At 65.1% G+C, this 16,352-nt stretch carries 18 protein-coding genes; 8 read left to right on the forward strand and 10 right to left on the reverse strand.

All coding sequences use genetic code 11. From position 1 onward, the window contains the following. Positions 1–60 precede the first annotated feature (60 nt). Positions 61–705: a TetR/AcrR family transcriptional regulator gene (locus O0K41_RS03275; RefSeq protein ID WP_005413851.1), complete on the reverse strand. Its 645-nt coding sequence runs from the start codon at positions 703–705 to the stop codon at positions 61–63. A gap of 82 nt (positions 706–787) precedes the next feature. Here O0K41_RS03275 and O0K41_RS03280 point away from each other — a divergent pair, with 82 nt between their 5' ends. Further along, positions 788–2,323: an FAD-dependent monooxygenase gene (locus tag O0K41_RS03280; RefSeq protein WP_123958718.1), complete on the forward strand. Its 1,536-nt coding sequence runs from the start codon at positions 788–790 to the stop codon at positions 2,321–2,323. Here O0K41_RS03280 and O0K41_RS03285 read toward each other — a convergent pair. The 7 genes from O0K41_RS03285 to O0K41_RS03315 form a co-directional block, all read right to left on the reverse strand. Further along, the gene (locus O0K41_RS03285) at positions 2,320–4,023 is read right to left on the reverse strand and encodes a PAS domain-containing sensor histidine kinase (protein ID WP_123958717.1); all 1,704 of its coding nucleotides are present in this window, start codon (positions 4,021–4,023) and stop codon (positions 2,320–2,322) included. The two genes, O0K41_RS03280 and O0K41_RS03285, sit on opposite strands and share 4 nt — an antisense overlap. Positions 4,024–4,205: 182 nt before the next feature. Further along, a complete protein-coding gene (locus O0K41_RS03290) occupies positions 4,206–4,454 on the reverse strand; it encodes a hypothetical protein (RefSeq protein ID WP_049449074.1) in 249 nt (82 codons plus the stop codon). A gap of 97 nt (positions 4,455–4,551) precedes the next feature. Further along, the gene (locus O0K41_RS03295; protein ID WP_024958240.1) at positions 4,552–4,797 is read right to left on the reverse strand and encodes a hypothetical protein; all 246 of its coding nucleotides are present in this window, start codon (positions 4,795–4,797) and stop codon (positions 4,552–4,554) included. 125 nt (positions 4,798–4,922) lie between these two features. Further along, a complete protein-coding gene (locus tag O0K41_RS03300) occupies positions 4,923–5,192 on the reverse strand; it encodes a hypothetical protein (protein ID WP_005410135.1) in 270 nt (89 codons plus the stop codon). Between the two features lie 86 nt (positions 5,193–5,278). Then, positions 5,279–5,923 carry a hypothetical protein gene (locus O0K41_RS03305; RefSeq protein ID WP_012480650.1) on the reverse strand — a complete coding sequence of 215 codons (645 nt, stop codon included), beginning with the start codon at positions 5,921–5,923 and terminating at the stop codon, positions 5,279–5,281. Between the two features lie 133 nt (positions 5,924–6,056). Then, the gene (locus O0K41_RS03310) at positions 6,057–6,533 is read right to left on the reverse strand and encodes a hypothetical protein (protein WP_005413845.1); all 477 of its coding nucleotides are present in this window, start codon (positions 6,531–6,533) and stop codon (positions 6,057–6,059) included. 94 nt (positions 6,534–6,627) lie between these two features. Next, on the reverse strand, positions 6,628–7,866 hold the full coding sequence (locus O0K41_RS03315) for an NADH:flavin oxidoreductase/NADH oxidase family protein (RefSeq protein ID WP_088436596.1): 1,239 nt from the start codon (positions 7,864–7,866) through the stop codon (positions 6,628–6,630). An 89-nt stretch (positions 7,867–7,955) separates the two neighbouring features. Here O0K41_RS03315 and O0K41_RS03320 point away from each other — a divergent pair, with 89 nt between their 5' ends. After that, positions 7,956–8,435 carry a MerR family transcriptional regulator gene (locus tag O0K41_RS03320; protein WP_005410131.1) on the forward strand — a complete coding sequence of 160 codons (480 nt, stop codon included), beginning with the start codon at positions 7,956–7,958 and terminating at the stop codon, positions 8,433–8,435. Positions 8,436–8,451: 16 nt separating this feature from the next. Here the strand turns inward: O0K41_RS03320 and O0K41_RS03325 are convergent, their stop codons facing one another. Both O0K41_RS03325 and O0K41_RS03330 read right to left on the reverse strand, forming a co-directional pair. Then, positions 8,452–9,663 carry an MFS transporter gene (locus tag O0K41_RS03325; protein WP_049449076.1) on the reverse strand — a complete coding sequence of 404 codons (1,212 nt, stop codon included), beginning with the start codon at positions 9,661–9,663 and terminating at the stop codon, positions 8,452–8,454. Positions 9,664–9,788: 125 nt separating this feature from the next. Further along, positions 9,789–10,208: an HD domain-containing protein gene (locus O0K41_RS03330; protein ID WP_049449078.1), complete on the reverse strand. Its 420-nt coding sequence runs from the start codon at positions 10,206–10,208 to the stop codon at positions 9,789–9,791. A 130-nt stretch (positions 10,209–10,338) separates the two neighbouring features. On the opposite strand from O0K41_RS03330, the gene O0K41_RS03335 reads away from it, so the two are divergent. From O0K41_RS03335 to O0K41_RS03360, 6 genes are all read left to right on the forward strand, one after another. Beyond that, positions 10,339–10,596 carry a hypothetical protein gene (locus O0K41_RS03335; RefSeq protein WP_005410128.1) on the forward strand — a complete coding sequence of 86 codons (258 nt, stop codon included), beginning with the start codon at positions 10,339–10,341 and terminating at the stop codon, positions 10,594–10,596. 36 nt (positions 10,597–10,632) lie between these two features. Further along, positions 10,633–12,312 (forward strand): type IV secretory system conjugative DNA transfer family protein, encoded by a 1,680-nt coding sequence (locus O0K41_RS03340; protein ID WP_049449080.1) that lies wholly within the window; start codon positions 10,633–10,635, stop codon positions 12,310–12,312. Between the two features lie 424 nt (positions 12,313–12,736). Further along, positions 12,737–13,183: a hypothetical protein gene (locus O0K41_RS03345; RefSeq protein ID WP_012480646.1), complete on the forward strand. Its 447-nt coding sequence runs from the start codon at positions 12,737–12,739 to the stop codon at positions 13,181–13,183. An 89-nt stretch (positions 13,184–13,272) separates the two neighbouring features. Then, on the forward strand, positions 13,273–14,319 hold the full coding sequence (locus tag O0K41_RS03350) for a type IV secretion system protein (protein WP_012480645.1): 1,047 nt from the start codon (positions 13,273–13,275) through the stop codon (positions 14,317–14,319). Next, positions 14,316–15,095: a TrbG/VirB9 family P-type conjugative transfer protein gene (locus O0K41_RS03355; protein ID WP_012480644.1), complete on the forward strand. Its 780-nt coding sequence runs from the start codon at positions 14,316–14,318 to the stop codon at positions 15,093–15,095. Before O0K41_RS03350 ends, O0K41_RS03355 begins: the two co-directional genes overlap by 4 nt. Continuing rightward, positions 15,092–16,345: a TrbI/VirB10 family protein gene (locus O0K41_RS03360; protein ID WP_012480643.1), complete on the forward strand. Its 1,254-nt coding sequence runs from the start codon at positions 15,092–15,094 to the stop codon at positions 16,343–16,345. Before O0K41_RS03355 ends, O0K41_RS03360 begins: the two co-directional genes overlap by 4 nt. The last annotated feature ends 7 nt before the right edge of the window (positions 16,346–16,352 follow it).

The following is a 16,352-nucleotide window of genomic DNA, read 5'->3' on the forward strand; positions in this document are numbered from 1 at the left end:
GTGTCTGCAAATGAGAAAGATTAGCATTTGCGATACTTCGACGCCTATTCCCCGGATGCGCTATGGACGCGCGCCGGGGTCCGTATACGGGGTGCCCGCCAAGGCCACCAGTACCCCGGTGGCACCGCGCACGATCAGCTGCCGCATGGCCTCACGCGGGTCCTCGCCCTGCAGCTGGCTTGCCAGTCCTTTCTCATAGGCCGCCACCATCGACGCCAGCAGCATGGCCGCGCCCAGTCGCGCTTCGGCGTCATGTTCGGGCCGGCCGACAGCGTGGGCCATCAATCGCGCCAGATCGTCAGTCAACTGCGCCTGCAGCCGTCGCGCGTGCGCGACCAGTACCGGGCTCTCCGCCACGGTGCCCCAGAAGGCGACAGCGCCGGCATTGATGCGCAGCAGCGGATGGCCAGCCTCCAGCAACTCACGAACGAGCGACTGGAAGGCCGCGAGCGGGGTCAGGCCGCTGCGCGCCATCATGCCCTCGCGCAACAGCGTGCGCGCCTCCTCATCCCGGTCGAACACCAGGTCTTCCTTGCTGGCGAAGTAGTTGAAGACCGTCTTGCGTGAGACGCCCGCGGCTTCGGCGATCTCGGACATGGAGACGGCCTCGAAGCCGCGCCGGATGATCAGCTCGGTGGCGACGTCCGAAATCGTTTGTCTGGTCACGGCCTTGCGTTGTTCGCGGCGGCCAGGAGGCGGGGTCATGGGCGGTTCACTTGTGAAAACGTACACCGAGTGTAACATTTGATCCGCCAGAGCGCCGACCCGGCGCTCACAAGGAATCTCGATGCTGTACGACGTCGTCATTGCCGGTGCTGGCCCGGTTGGCCTGTTCCTGTCCTGCGAACTGGCCCTGGCCGGGTGTTCGGTGCTGGTGCTGGAACAGGCCGGGTCCGCCGGTTCGCCGTTGAAGCGCCTGCCATTCGGGCTGCGCGGCCTTAACGCCCCCACGCTGGAGGCGCTGGATCGGCGCGGCCTGTTGGACGCGGTCGCCGCGACGCAGGTGCTCAAGCCCGAGAAGGGCGCGCCGCCGCCCGGCACCGCCCATTGGCTGGCGCAGCCGCGTGCGCTGGGTGGGCACTTCGCGGGCATTCCATTTGCACTGGACGATGTGGACCAGGCGCGCTGGAGCTGGCGCCTGCCGACACCGGCGGGCACCCAGATGGCGGTGGAGTTGCAGGCCCTGGAAGCGGTGTTCGCCGAACGTGCGACTGCGCTGGGCGTGCGCATCGAACGCGGGCGTGCGGTGCAGGCGGTGGATGCGCACGAGGCGCAGGTTGCCGTGCACACCGGCTCCGGCAGGGTCCACGGCCGCTGGCTGGTCGGTTGTGATGGGGCCCGCAGCACGGTACGCAAGCAATCGGGCTTCCTCTTCGCTGGAACCGGGCCAGAGTTCACCGGTTACACGCTGCTGGTCGAACTGGCAGATGGGTGTGTACTCACACCAGGCCGACAGTTCACCGATCACGGGATGTGCAATTTCAACCCGCCAGGCATGCTGGCGCTGGCCGATTTCGATGGTGGCGCCGGCCATCGCACGCCACTGGACCGGCTCACCGCGCAAGCGTTGCTGCGGCGGGTGTCTGGCCGCGAGGCAACGATCACTGCATTGCACCTGGCCACGACATGGACCGATGCTGCGCGCCAGGCGACGGCCTATCGCAGCGGACGTGTGCTGTTGGCGGGTGATGCCGCGCACATGCATTCGCCGTTGGGCGGCCAGGGACTGAACCTCGGCATCGGCGATGCGATGAACCTCGGTTGGAAGCTGGCCGCCGTGGCGCGGGGCAAGGCCGATGAGGCGCTGCTGGACAGCTATCAGGCTGAGCGCCATCCGGTGGGCGCCAAGGTGCTGGACTGGTCGCGCGCGCAGGTTGCGCTGATGCGACCCGGGCCCGGTTCGCGCGCACTGGCAGCGATCATGGCCGACCTGGCCGGCACCCGCGATGGGGCCACGTATCTGGCCGAGCGGATCTGGGGTGTTTCGCAGCAGCTGGATCTTGACGGAGACCACCCGCTGGTCGGCAGGAGCGCGCCGGATTTCCGGTTGGTCGATGGCCGCCGCCTGGGCGAACTGCTGAGAGCGGGGCAGGGGGCGCTGCTTGTTTTCGACCCGGCGTCTTCGCCGCCGCAGCATGGCCAACGCTGGCAGCCTTCCATCGCCTGCGCTGCAGATACTGGGGATGCGACATCGGGCCTGGGGGCGGTGCTGGTGCGCCCGGATGGCATCGTTGCCTGGGCCTGTGGCACGCAAGGGGATATGTCCGGCCTCGATTCAGCGCTTGCTTCCTGGACCGGTCCGACCCGGTGTTCTGCCGGCTAATGCGCAGTCACCATCGTCTGCGAGCGACAGCTGGCCTCGGTCATCACCGAGGCCAGCTGCTTCAGTGAGTAGGGCTTGCGCAGCAGCGTGAAACCGTGGCCTGGATCGCGGGCCAGCAGTTCGCTGTAGCCACTGGTGAGGATGATCGGAAGATCGGGCAGGCGGCTGCGGATGGTGCGGGCCAGATCCAGCCCATTGGTCCCGGGCATGACCACGTCGCTGAACACCACGTGGAAACGCGCAGCGTCGCGCTCGAGCTCCGCCAGTGCTTCGTCGGCATTGCGCGCGAGTACGACGTTGTACTCAAGCTCGCGCAGCGCACCGACTGCAAATTCGGCCACATCCACATTGTCTTCCACCACCAGTACGCACAATCCGTGACCATGCAGCAATCCCGGTTGCGCGGTCGGCAGCTCGATGGAGGCGTTTGCCTGCGCCAGCGGCAGATACAGCGTGAAGCGCGTACCGACACCGGCCTGGCTCTGTACGTCCACTTCGCCCTCGGACTGCTTGACGAAGCCGAACACCTGGCTGAGGCCAAGCCCGGTGCCCGCGCCCACTCCCTTGGTGGTGAAGAATGGCTCGAAGATCCGGTCCACCACGGACGGATCGATACCGGCACCGGTGTCGCTGACGCTGATCGCAGCGAAGTTGCCTTTCATCGGCGCCGCGAACCGTACGGAAGGCACCGATGTCAGCTGTTCCACATCGATCGTCACCTTGCCGTGGCCGTCAATGGCGTCGCGCGCGTTCACCGCGATGTTGATCAGTGCGGTGTCGAGCTGGGTCCGGTCCAGCAGCACCGGCAACGGGGCGTCGGGCAGGTTCACCGACACGGAGATGCGTGCACCCAGCACTGTGGTGATGATGTCTGAAAGCGCGCGTACGCTCTCGCAGAGGTCGAATACCTGCGGCGACAGGCTCTGCCTGCGCGAGAACGCCAGAAGCTGGGCGGTCAGGCGAGTGGCGCGGTCAGCGGCGGTTTCGATCGCCTGTACATAGCGCAGGCGCGCATCTTCGGCCGGCCAGGTATGCAGCAGCATGTCCACGGAACCGGTGATGACCTGCAGCAGATTGTTGAAGTCGTGGGCAACGCCGCCGGTCAGCTGGCCGATGGCCTCCAGCTTCTGCGACTGCCGCAGCTGTTCGCGGGCGCGTACCAGTTCAAGATGGGCCTCGCGTGCCTGCTCGGTGATGGCCGCCACCTGGCGGGTGTGCCGGTCGCGTTCGATCACCCGCTCGGTCTGCTCGCTGACCATGCAGATGATGCCGGCCACGCCTCCGCAACCGGCACGCAGCGGCGAGTAGGAGAACGTCCAGAATGTCTCGCGCAACGTGCCATCACGGTCCATCATCAACGGCATGTTCTTGAAACTGCGGCTTGTACCGCCGAAGGCGTCGTTGACAGCATCGACGACGTCGGCCCAGACGTCCGCCCAGACGTCTTCCAATCGGCTGCCCATGGCGCCGTGCAGCTTGCCGCCCAGCATCGGCAGGTAGGCATCGTTGAAGAAGAACGCCTTGTTGTCGTGGCCCCATGCGATCCACAGAGGCTCCGGAGAATCCAGGATCATCGCCAGCAGAGCGCGAAGTTCGGGAGGAGCGTTGATCGCGTCGGCGGAACGGGCCCAGTCGCTGTCCTGCAGCAGTCGGTAGGCGAGTTGATCGGGTGCCGAGACAGGAAGGGGGAAGGGATGCATGGCCGTGCGCGAAGAAAGGTGCCGCAGCTTAGCCGAGGTGATGTCATTGCGCCCTGCACAGCTCCTTTGCCCTGGCTGTCATCGGCCCTGCGCGGCGCACGAGGTGACTCACGGGGCGCCCTCTGACTGCACCATCATCCCTGCGCCAACAGCCTGCGTCGTGGCACCGTCGTATTGCAGCCTCAGGCACCCAGAAGCGAATTCACCTGCCAATCGGCAACCCGCGCATGGCTCACCGCCTGATGACTGCCGCATCCGTCGCAGCGGAACAAGGCGCCGCCCGGCAGCTGGACCAGATTGTCTTCGCTGGCCGAGCGGGTTTCAGAGCAATGCCGGCAGATGACAGTGAGCGCCGTAATGCGCTCCACCCCGCCAGACAGGTCGAACACAGCTTCAAAGGCATGGATGACAGGGTGACCAGTGGCCGGCATCGGGAAAGTCGTCGTGATGGGGAGGCCTTATCCTGCCCCCCCGATCGTGACGGGCTGGTCATCCGCATGCATTGGAACGATCAAGATGCCCGGCGGCTCAGAGATCCTTCTTCTTGCCGCTCAGGTCGATCGGCCTGTCACTGCCCTTGCGCTCGCTCGACCACACTTCCATGCTCTTGTTGCAGCGGCTCTCGCGGGCAGCCACTTCGGGCGGCAGGTCCTTCAGATGCGGCGACTCCTGGCAGGCCTGGTGCATGTTGCTGTCGTCATACGTGGCACAGGCGCTGAGCGTGGCCAGGGCAAAGGCGGTGAGGGAGGCGCGAAGCAGGGGCTGCAGGATCATGGGGAGGTCTCGGGTGGTGCCGGGCTGGCCATGGAATTCAAATCCGTGACCCCGGGCACGAGCAATCCGTCCAACCGCACTTGTTATTTTGTAACAGATGCGCGATAGTCCGGCGCCTGCTGCTGTCAGGCGACGCAGATCATCAGGATCATGCTCAGCGCCAGCATCAGCACGAATACGCGCCGGCTCAGCGCAAGGCAGGCCAGGCAGGCGGCCAGTGCCCAGGCAGCCAGCAGCGCGCAGGCCAGCAGCCACAGCCCGATCACGATCAAGGATCCGGTCGCCAGCGCCGACAACGCGATGGCCTTGTACAGAGCCACGCCCAACACGCTGCCGAGCACGCCCGCCTGCAGGGCGATGGCATCGTGATGTGCGGGGGCAGGCGCGTGGAGCATGGTGGCTGGATGGTTCCAAGCGTGAGCGGCGCGCGTACTGTGCCCGAATACACATCCACGCCATGTGTACTTCGCCGACGGCGTGATCAGTGACGGCGGCGCGACAGCAATAGCCCAATGCCCACCACGGGCACGATCCCAAGGATCGGTGCTTTGTACAACGGCCAGCCATGCAGTACGCCCGTGATCACCAGTGCCGCCGTCGCCAGCAACAGGCCCGCACCCCAAACGCGTGCGGGCCAGGCACCGAAGAAGTGGCGACGTTGCGGAGCCGCGGCAGCGTTGGCGGGCCGATCTGCGAGCGCCTCTGCCAGTGCGTCCCGGAAGGTTGGGAAATCATGCATCGATGCCCGCGTGCGCTGCAGCAGCACGCTCGGTCCATCGATCAGGATCAGATCGACATGATCGTCCAGGTTGTAGGACCGGATCTGCTTGAACGGGAGAGGAGGACGGTGCTGGAATACCAGACGATCCTGTTCCAGTACCACCCGGTCCCGTTGTGGGGAATAGACAACGAAGCCGAGGATCAGCGGCGACAGCGTGAAAATCGCTGCCGCGCCCAGTGCCGGAAGCGGCCCAAGTTCGGGTGCGACGGCAAACAGGAGTATTGCCAGTGGTCCGGCTCCGGCGGCAACGATGGCGTACTGGTGATAGCGCCTGAAGATGCGTACTTCGCTGCCGATTTTCCGCGGCCGGGCGGGGAGACGGGAGCGGGCGGTGGGTGACTTCATGGACTGCGTTCGATCACGGCATTCTGGCAAGAAAGCGTGGCGTCGCGTTGCAATGAAGTCCATACAACTATTTCGAATCCACCCTTGCTGGACCCCTGTGTGAGTCCTCGTGCGCCTTCGCCCATGCATCTGCTCAGTCGAACTCGCCCTCGGCCGATTCCAACCGCTGCCGGTACGCCGCCCGATGCTGGTACAGGCGCTGGCACTCGGCGGACCGGTGGATCCGGCTGGCCGGTTCGTTGGCCACGGCGTCGCACATCCTTGCGATGTGGTTGTTGGACGCCAGTTCGGTCACGAAGAACACGGCGGTGATGCCGGTACCCAGCAGCACGACATAGAGCAGGCGGCTGAGCCAGCGCGTGCGCTTGCGCTCGAAGTGCTGCTGGAGGGTCAGGTCGAAGCGGATGATGCTGAGCACGATCCAGATGATCGCGACCAGGAAGCAGATGGTAGGCAGCAGGCCTCGCCAGAGTCCTGCTTCGTACACCGACTCGCTGTAGTGAACTGCTGCCCCGGCACCTGCGATGGCGATCGCCAGCGCCCAGTTACGGCCCAGCGAGAGCAGGTCATCGAGCAGCTTCTCCCGGTTCCTGGTCGATCCTGCTGCCACGTGGGTTCCGTCTCCATGCTGCGACCGGCGGCGGAACTGCCGCCGATCCTGCAGATGGTGGAGCATCGCTGCGGCGATGAGAAGACCGCGCGGCTCAGTGTGCGAGGGCGCGGGCGCCGATCCAGCGCCGGTAGCGGCGGGTCCGACACTTTGCGGCCGCCTGTGCCAGCAGCAGGGCCCATACCGGTGAAATCGTGGGTGCGGTGGGGCGGTGCCGGCTCAACCGGCCCAGCTGATACTTCACTGCGGCCATGTGCGCACTGGCCGCCAGCGGCTTGCTGCGCCAGTTGATGTTGCGCAGTGTCGGCACCGGATCGCGGCCCTGCTGCCAGTGCTGCGGCAGATCCGGCTTGATCGCCAGCGCCGTGGCGATGCCGATCATGGCCACGCCGCTGGCCAGCACCTGCTCTGCCACTTCTCGGCGGCGGATGCCGCCGGTGACCATCAGCGGCATCGTTGCCACCGTGGCGATCTCGCGCGCGAATTCGAGGAAGTACGCTTCGCGGGCCACGCTGCGCTGGTCGCGTGCGGCGCCGGTCATGGCCGGTGCTTCATAGCTGCCGCCAGACAGTTCGACCAGATCCACGCCGAGGGGCGCCAGCATCTCGACCACGTCGCGCGCGTCCTCGGGCGAGAAGCCACCCCGCTGGAAGTCGGCGGAGTTGAGCTTCACCGCCACCACGAACGTGGGCGCCACCGCCGCGCGCACACCCTGCACGATCTCCAGCAGCAGGCGTGCACGGTTCTGCAGGCTGCCACCCCAGCGGTCATCGCGGCGGTTCGACAGCGGCGACAGGAACTGGCTGAGCAGGTAGCCGTGCGCGGCATGGATCTCCACGCCGCTGAAACCGGCGCGCTCGGCCAGCTCGGCACTGCGGATGAAGCGGGCGATCACGTCTTCAATATCCGCCTCGGTCATCGCCCGCGGCGGCGCGAACTGTTTGGACAGTGCGCCCATGTCCAAGGGGACCGCCGAAGGAGCCAATGCCGGCTGGCCGAGCGCGGCCGGCATCTGCCGCCCGGGGTGGTTGATCTGCATCCACATCTGCACCCCGCGCGAGCGCGCGGCGTCGGCCCAGGCGATGAAACGCTCCAGGTGGCGATCGTCCTCCAGCACCACGCCGCCGGGGCCGGTCATGGCGCGGCCATCAACCATCACGTTGCCGGTGATGATCAGTCCGGCGCCGCCGTCGGCCCAGCGCTGGTACAACTGCAGCAGCGCTTCGGAGGGGGCGTGGTCGGCGTCGGCCATGTTCTCCTCCATCGCCGCCTTGGCGATGCGGTTGCGGATGAGGGCGCCGGAAGGCAGCGCCAGGGGCGAGAACAGCGACATGGGACAGCTCCAGGACAGGGGAATGGCGCTACGCTAACCTTCAAGCTTTATTGAAGGTCAATGGGTTCCGATGTCGAGGATTCAGGCAGATGAAGATCGGTGAGCTGGCCCGCCGCACGGGCCTGGCGGCGTCACGCATCCGCTTCTATGAGGAGGCAGGGTTGCTGGTCGTCCAGCGGCAGGCCAACGGCTACCGCGACTACCCGGAGCAGGCGGTGCTGCTGCTGGAGCTGATTACCGGTGCGCAGCGCGCCGGCTTCAGCCTGGAGGAGATACGCGCCTTGCTGCCACCGGACATGGGCCAGTGGCAGCACGACGCATTGATCTCGATGCTGCAGCAGAAGGTGGCCGACATCGAGGCGCTGCAGTTGCGGCTGGCAGAGAGCCGGGCGCACCTGCTGGCCCTGATCGAGGACATCCAGGCGCGGCCGGAGGGCATCGACTGCGCGGCCAACTCGCGGCGGGTGCTGGAGCGCGTCAAGCGCGGTGAGCTGGCGCGCCCGACACTTGCGGCCGGCGATACGGCGTTGCTGCGGCCGGATCGCCGCCGCCGCGCGGGCAGCAGCTGACGATCCGGCGCGAAGGTCAGTGACTGCCCACGCCGGCTGTCTTGCGCTTCTTGTCCAGCATCACCGCCACGCACCACAGCAGCAGGCCGCCGATGGCGGTGGCGGCACCGACATAGCCGGTGCTGGCCGGGCTGAAGCCGGCACTGATCGCCATGCCGCCCAGCCACGGCCCCAGCGCATTGGCGGTATTGAAGGCGGCATGGTTGGAGGCGGCGGCCAGGGTCTGTGCTTCGCCGGCCACGTCCATCAGGCGCGTCTGCAGCACTGCCGCCAGCGCGCCCATGGTGCCGACGGTAATGATCATCGGACCGATCGTCCACACCGACTGCGCGGCCAGCGGATACAGCAGCAGCATCACGATCGACCACAGCAGCACCACGGCGGCGGCCTTGAAGTGGAACTTGTCGACCAGCCAGCCACCGGCGATGTTGCCGATGATCGCGCCGATGCCGAACACGCCCACCGCCAGCGGCATCCACGATTCGGCCACGCCGGTGACCTGCACCAGGGTCGGTGCCAGGTAGGTGAACACACAGAACATGCCGGCGAAGCCAACGGCGCCGATCGCCAGCGCCAGCCACACCTGGGTGGTGTTGAAGGCGCGCAGTTCGCGCATCGGCGAGGTACGGACCTCGTCCGGGTCCGGCAGCAGGAAGCGCGCGATCATCGCCACGGTGGCGATGGCCAGCACGCTGACCAGGGCAAAGGCGGTGCGCCAGCTCAGCTGCTGGCCCAGCCAGGTGGTCAGCGGATTGCCGACCAGGATCGCGATCGACAGGCCCAGCAACACGCGCGACATCGCCTGGCCGCGCTGGCCGGCCGGGCTGATCGCGGCGGCCACCAGCATCGCCACGCCGAAGTAGGCGCCATGCGGCAGGCCGGCGACGAAACGCGCAATGAGCATCGTGCCGTAGTTCGGTGCCAGTGCGCTGGCCAGGTTGCCGACGGCATAGAAGCCCATCAGTGCCAGCAGCAGCTTGCGGCGAGGGAAGCTGGCGCCGACGAAGGCGAGGATCGGGGCGCCGACGACCACGCCGATGGCGTAGGCGCTGATCAGGTGGCCGACCTGGGTTTCGGAAATCGACAGGCCGCGGCTGATCTCCAGCATCAGGCCCATGCTGGCGAATTCACTGGTGCCGATGGCGAAGCCGCCCAGCGACAGGGCAAGGATGATCAGGGTGCGCTGACGGGGCGTCAGCCGCGCAGCCAGGGAAGAGTTGGGGCTCATGCGGGGCGCGATGGGGGCGGGGAGCCGGTCATTGTACTGCTGCACCGCAACAAGGGCAGCAGCACTCAGGGTAAATCAGCGTTTGATCGGTGACACGTTCGCCCACCCGCCATCGCGCGGCGCGATCAGAGGCCCAGCGCTGCCCGGGCGTGCGCATACTTGCCGCGCAGGCGCCCGGCCGTCGCCGCGTCGAGCATCGCCAGGCGCTGCGGATCGGCGTTGTCATCCAGATCGGCCTGCTTCACCTTTAGTGCCAGCGGGTGGGCGGCAATGCGCGCGTAGTAGCTGTCCGCGTCGGGGGCCGCGTCGCGGTTGAGCAGGTGCACCGCCTCGCGCAGCGGGGCGGGAAAGACCTCGATCCGTGCGGCAAACGCCGGGCAGTCTTCGGCTACGTCATGCAGCCAGGCCACCACTTCGGCGTCATCGTCGCCGCGCACCGCGGCCGCCACCCGCGCCACATGGCAGATGTAAGGCTGGCCGGCCTTGTCCGTCTGGCCCGTGTGGGCCTCGGTGGCCAGCGTGCGTGCAAGTGCTACCCAGTCCATTGCAATCTCCTTGGATATCCGCAGACAGTTTCGCGCAGAAACCGTAGCGCTTGTGCATACGCCGATGACACTGCGATGGGCATCATGGCGGGGCAGGGGACGCAGTGTTGCCCCGACAAGGAGGAATGCGATGCAGGAATTCAGGCATGTGCTGGAAACCCGTGGCCGCTATCAGCTGGTAGCAGTGTCCTACGAGCCGGTGTACGCTCCGGGCGATGTGGTCGGCCATGCGGTCGTCGCCGACGATGGGGATCGTCTGACCGACCTGGTATCACTGGCCGAAGCGCGCCAACTGCTGTTGCAGCGGGTGCGTGAAGAGGGCGAAGAGCCCGGGCTGGAGAACGAAAACAACCTGCGGAAGAAGGCGTCGCGCTGGCGCCGCCGCTAGGCCGTCGCGCCCTCGTGCGCATCATGGAGGATTCGGGTGTTGCCCAGTAAGAAGTATCTGCTCATCGCCATCGTCACGCTGGCGACCCTGCTGCTTGGTTTCGTGTTTTCCGGCTACCTGGCCCTGTTGTTCCTGGGGTTGGACACCAAGCTGTTCACCTGGAACACGTACTACCAGTACTACCACGCCATCGGCCAACCGCAGGTTGCGCCGTTCGTGGGCAAGATCAAGTGGGCCGGCTACGTGGGCTTCGGCTTGCCGCTGCTGGTCCTGCTGGTGACCGGTCTGGTGCTGCTGCTGAAGAAGGACAAGCGCTCGCTGCATGGCGACGCGCGCTTCGCCACCGGCGCCGACCTGTCCAGGCATGGCATGTTCAAGAAGACCGGCCAGAGCATCGTGGTCGGCAGCCATGGCGGCAAACTGGTGCGGCTGGATGGCCAGCAGTTCGTGATTCTTGCGGCACCCACCCGTTCAGGCAAGGGCGTGGGCGTGGTCATCCCGAACCTGCTGGAATACGGCGAATCGCTGGTGGTGCTGGACATCAAGCAGGAGAACTTCGACCTGACCAGCGGCTGGCGCGCCAGCCAGGGCCAGGAGATCTACCTGTTCAATCCCTTCGCCGAGGATCGGCGCACGCACCGCTGGAACCCGCTCAGCTATGTCTCCGATGATCCGGCATTCCGGGTGTCGGACCTGATGAGCATCGCCGCGATGCTGTATCCGGACGGCGCCGAGGACCAGAAGTTCTGGGTCAGCCAGGCGCGCAACGCGTTCATGGCCTTCACCCTGTATCTGTTCGAAAACTGGGACGACGAGCGCAGCAGTGGCTTCCCGGGCGGCTCGGGCACGCCGACGCTGGGTTCTGTCTACCGGTTGTCATCCGGCGATGGCACCGATCTGAAGAAGTACCTCAAGGCCTTGTCGGAGCGTTCGTTCCTCAGTGGCAACGCGCGTTCGGCGTTCGCCAACATGCTGTCCCAGGCCGACGAGACGTTCGCCTCGATCCTGGGCACCTTCAAGGAACCGCTCAATCCCTGGATCAACCCGGTGCTGGACAAGGCCACCAGCAGCAACGACTTCCTGCTGACCGACGTGCGCAAGAAGAAGATGACCATCTACATCGGCATCCAGCCGAACAAGCTGGCCGAGAGCCGGCTGATCATCAACCTGTTCTTCAGCCAGCTGATCAACCTCAACACCAAGGAACTGCCCAAGTCCAACCCGGACCTGAAGTACCAGTGCCTGCTGCTGATGGACGAATTCACCTCGATCGGCAAGGTCGAGATCATCGCCTCGGCGGTGTCCTACATGGCCGGTTACAACATCCGCCTGCTGCCGATCATCCAGAGCATGTCCCAGCTCGACGCCACCTACGGCCGGGAAGTCTCGCGCACGATCATCACCAACCACGCGCTGCAGATCCTGTACGCGCCGCGCGAGCAGCAGGACGCCAACGACTATTCGGACATGCTGGGCTACACCACCATCCGCAAGAAGAACGTCACGCACGCCCGCGAGAAGACCCACAGCTTCACCGAGGAGCGGCGGGCACTGATGCTGCCGCAGGAGCTGAAGGCGATGGGGCCGGACAAGGAAGTGTTCCTGTACGAGGGCATACCGCATCCGGTGAAATGCGACAAGATCCGCTACTACAAGGATCGCTACTTCACCTCGCGGCTGCTGCCGAAAGTCGACGTTCCCATGCTTAACGTCTAATTCACGTCGTTAAATTTGTGACGTAGATTCATATTCACTGACGTGAAAACGTGAGTTGAGTCAAGAATTCGGCATTTGTTCATAGATTTTCAGACTTGTCTGACATGGAATTGACGCGTGGTTGTGCGACCCTGTGCATGCCGTTCAGAAATGTGTGATGGATGGCAGATGTTGTAGAGCAGGGTGGCCAGGAGTTTGTGCCATGAAACATGGATGGTTTCGACGTTGGTGAGGTATGCGGGTGTGTCGCCGGCAGTGTCTGGCGGCCCCGCGACTTGGTTGGCAGCCGTTGGCTGCAGGGGAGCCGGAGTGGGTGTGCTGCCAGTCAGTGCGTCGCTCCGATTCCGGCGTGCGCGACGCAGCGCCGGACGACCAGGGGACCAATGCTCGGGACTGCTTTTTCGTACGTCAAAGTGAAGCCCGTATGAATCAGGCGTTTATCGCGAAAATGTCCATCGCCGCAGTGGCGGCGTTGATGGTGGCCGGTTGCGCCACCAAGTCCGCTCCGGATTTCGGAGGCCGCTGGAAGCCGGTGAACCGCTTTGCTGCGGCAACCACCGAGATCCCGCTGTACTCCAGTTACGTCTACCAGGCCTCGCCGATGGATGGCACGCTCAAAGCCATGCTCGAGCGCTGGGCCAAGGATTCCGGACGCACGCTGGATTACCGCCTGAGCTCGGACTTCACCCTGTACGGCGCGGTCTCCAACATCGATACCACCAACGCTCAGCAGGCCGTGATCGATCTGACGGCGGCCTATGCAGCGCAGGGCATCTCCGTCTCCATCGTTGGCAACCAGATCGTTGTGCAGAGCGCTGGCTCGACGCCGACCGCGTCGGCACAGGGCGCTGATTCCAACAGCGGCACCTGAGTCCACCTCGAAATCATCGAACGTGCCGCTCCCCGCGCCTGTCGCAGGGGTGCCACGCCCATTGATGTTTCAGCAGTACGGAAGAATCCATGTTCCGCAAGAAGGATCCCGGCAATAGTCCCAAGGTCGAGCAGTCGGTCGCCAAGGCGGTCAGCTACGAGATCACCGTGGCCGACATGGCGCGTCGCAGTGAGCGCCGTGCCTGGTGGGTCGCCACCGGCTCATTGCTGATGTCGCTGGCACTGGCTGGCGGCTACTACTACATGCTGCCGCTGAAGGAGAAGGTGCCGTTCCTGGTGATGGCCGATGCCTACACGGGTACCGCTACGGTGGCGCGCCTGAGGGGCACGTTCCAGGGCGAGACGATCACCACCAACGAAGCGGTCAACCGCAGCAATGTCGCCCAGTACGTGCTGGCGCGCGAGTCGTACGACTCCGCGGTGATGGGGTTGCGCGACTGGGAGCTGGTGTTCGTCATGTCCAGTGATGCCGTGGCCGCAAGCATGAAGCAGCGCTATGCCAGCAACAATCCGCAGAATCCGTTCGTGATGTACGGCCGGGGCAAGGCGATCAGGGTCAAGATCCTCAGCATCACCCCGCTGGGCGTGCAGGCGAACGGCAGCTTCCGTGGCGCGTCCGTGCGCATCCAGCGCAGCCTGCTCGACAAGCGCAGCGGTGTGTCGACCTATCTGGACAACCAGCTGGTCACCATGCGCTTCCAGTACAACCAGAATCTGGCGCTCTCCGAACAGGACCGCGTGCTCAACCCATTGGCGTTCCAGGTCACGGAGTACCGTGTCGACAATGACTATGCGCGCGGGGTGCCCGTGCCGGATGACGGTGCCATGCAGCAGCAGGCCCAGGATGCCGCGCAACAGGCACAGCTCGCCGCGCAGCAGGCGCAGGGCATGTACGTTCCGAACAATCCGGCCGCTGCCACCATGATCGATCCCGCCACCGGTCAGCCTGTCGCAGTGCCGGCCAATGGGCAGATGCAGCCGATGCAGGGTGCGCCCATGCAGGGGCAGCCGGTCCAGGGGCAGCCGATGCCGGGGCAGGGCGCGCCGGGACAGCCGGCAATGATGCCGGCACCGAACCATTCCACCGGAAATGCTGATGGAGCAAGCAACCGATGAGTAGTCGAAAAATCAGGGGAAGCGCGTGGGCGCTGCTGTCGTTGCTGTCGCTGGTGTTTTCCAGCGCGGCGATGGCACAGGCAGTTGACCACTACGAGTATGAGAAGGACCGCATCTACCCGGTTCGCACCGGTCTGGGCCTCACCACCCAGATCGAGCTGAGCCCGAACGAGAAGATCCTCGACTACAGCACCGGCTTCAGCAGCGGCTGGGAACTCACCCGTCGCGAGAACGTGTTCTATCTCAAGCCGAAGAACGTCGACGTCGACACCAACATGATGGTGCGTACCGAGACCCATTCGTACATTTTCGAGCTGAAGGTCGTTGCCACCGACTGGCGCCAGCTTGAGCAGGCCCGTCGCGCCGGCGTGCAGTACAAGATCGCATTCGTCTATCCGAATGACACTGTGTTCGGCCCTGCCCAGTCGGCGGTCGAGGAGGAGGCGCAGCCGCTGCTCAGTACCGAGCTGGCCAAGGATCGCCAATACAACTTCAACTACTCCTATTCGACCAGCAAGGCCAAGAAGATGGGATGGCTGGTCCCGGTCAACGCCTACGACGATGGCCGTTTCACCTATCTGAAACTGCCCAACTCGCCCGAGTACAAGACCGGTATCTTCCCGGCCGTATTCGGTCGCGAGAAGGAGTATGGCGAGGATTTCGTGGTCAACACCACGGTTGAGGGCAATACGCTGATCGTGCACGGGACGTACCCGTACCTGGTCATCCGCCACGGCGACTTCGTCGTCGGCCTGCGAAGGAACGTGAAGAAATGAGCCAGCAGAACACTCCCGAAAACGATCCGAATCCGTCTCCGTACGGACAGGGGCCTGCGGCTCAGGAGCCATCGGCGAACCCTTACTACGGGCACGCGCAGGCAGAGGCGGCGCCGGATCTGGATGCCAGTGCCCCACAGCTTCGCTCTGCGGAAGAGCAGCGCTTGAACCGCAAGGCGCTGTTGTTCCTCGGCGGCATCCTCGTGTTGTTGCTGGCCATGGGCTTCCTGCTGCTGCGCAAGGGCAAGGAAGACGCTGAAGAAGCCAAGGCGCCGCCGCAGGTTGCACGTTCGAGCACCCCCGACCTGCCGATCATTGCACCCTCCGCGATTCGCGAGGCTGCCCGGGAAGCCGCCGAGCCCATTCCGATGCTGCCGCCACCGCCGCAGGAAACGATGGGCCCGACGTTCATTCCTCGTGCCGAACCCGAGCGCGAGGTCGAGCGTGGCCCGAGTCTGCTGGATCGCCGCATTGCCGGTAGTGGTGGCGCAGGCGTGGGCACGGGCGACGCTGGCGGCCAGGCCGCAGCAGGGGACAACGACGATCCCTACATGCAGGCCACGTTGGCTGCGCTGCAGGCGCAGAACGGCAATGCTCCGCCGGCCAAGGTGCGCCGCGGGCCTGATGTGGAGGATGTGTCCAATGCTTCCTACATCCGGAGCCCCGACGCGCTGCTGGTGCGTGGCACCTATCTGCGTTGTGTACTCGAGACCCGCATCATCACCGATCTTGCAGGTTATACGTCGTGCCTGTTGACCGAGCCGGTCTACTCGATCAACGGCCGCAGCCTGCTGCTGCCCAAGGGGTCCAAGATCTATGGTGCGTACGGTGGCGGTCCCAAGGGCAAGCGCGTGGAAGTGATCTGGGATCGCATCACCACGCCCAATGGCATCGACGTGGCCATGTCCAGCCCGGGCGTGGATCAGCTGGGTGGTGCCGGTCATCCTGGCCAGTACAGCGCGCACTGGGGTAGTCGCATTGCGTCGGCGTTGATGATCAGCCTGATCGCCGACGCCTTCAAGTACGCCGCAGCCGAACATGGCCCAGAGTCGACGACGGTTTCCAGCAATGGTTTCGCCGTTCGTTCGCCCTATGAAAGCGCCACCGCGCGCACGATGGAGCGTCTCGCCAACGAAGCCCTCACCAGTTCGAATCGCCCGCCGACTGTCACCATCAACCAGGGCACCATCGTGAACGTCTACGTCGCCAAGGACGTTGACTTCACCAACGTGCTCAACCCGCGCCGGTAACCCGAAG

The sequence above is a fragment of the Stenotrophomonas sp. Sm2128 genome (assembly GCF_030985535.1).
In the GTDB taxonomy this organism is placed as follows: domain Bacteria; phylum Pseudomonadota; class Gammaproteobacteria; order Xanthomonadales; family Xanthomonadaceae; genus Stenotrophomonas; species Stenotrophomonas maltophilia.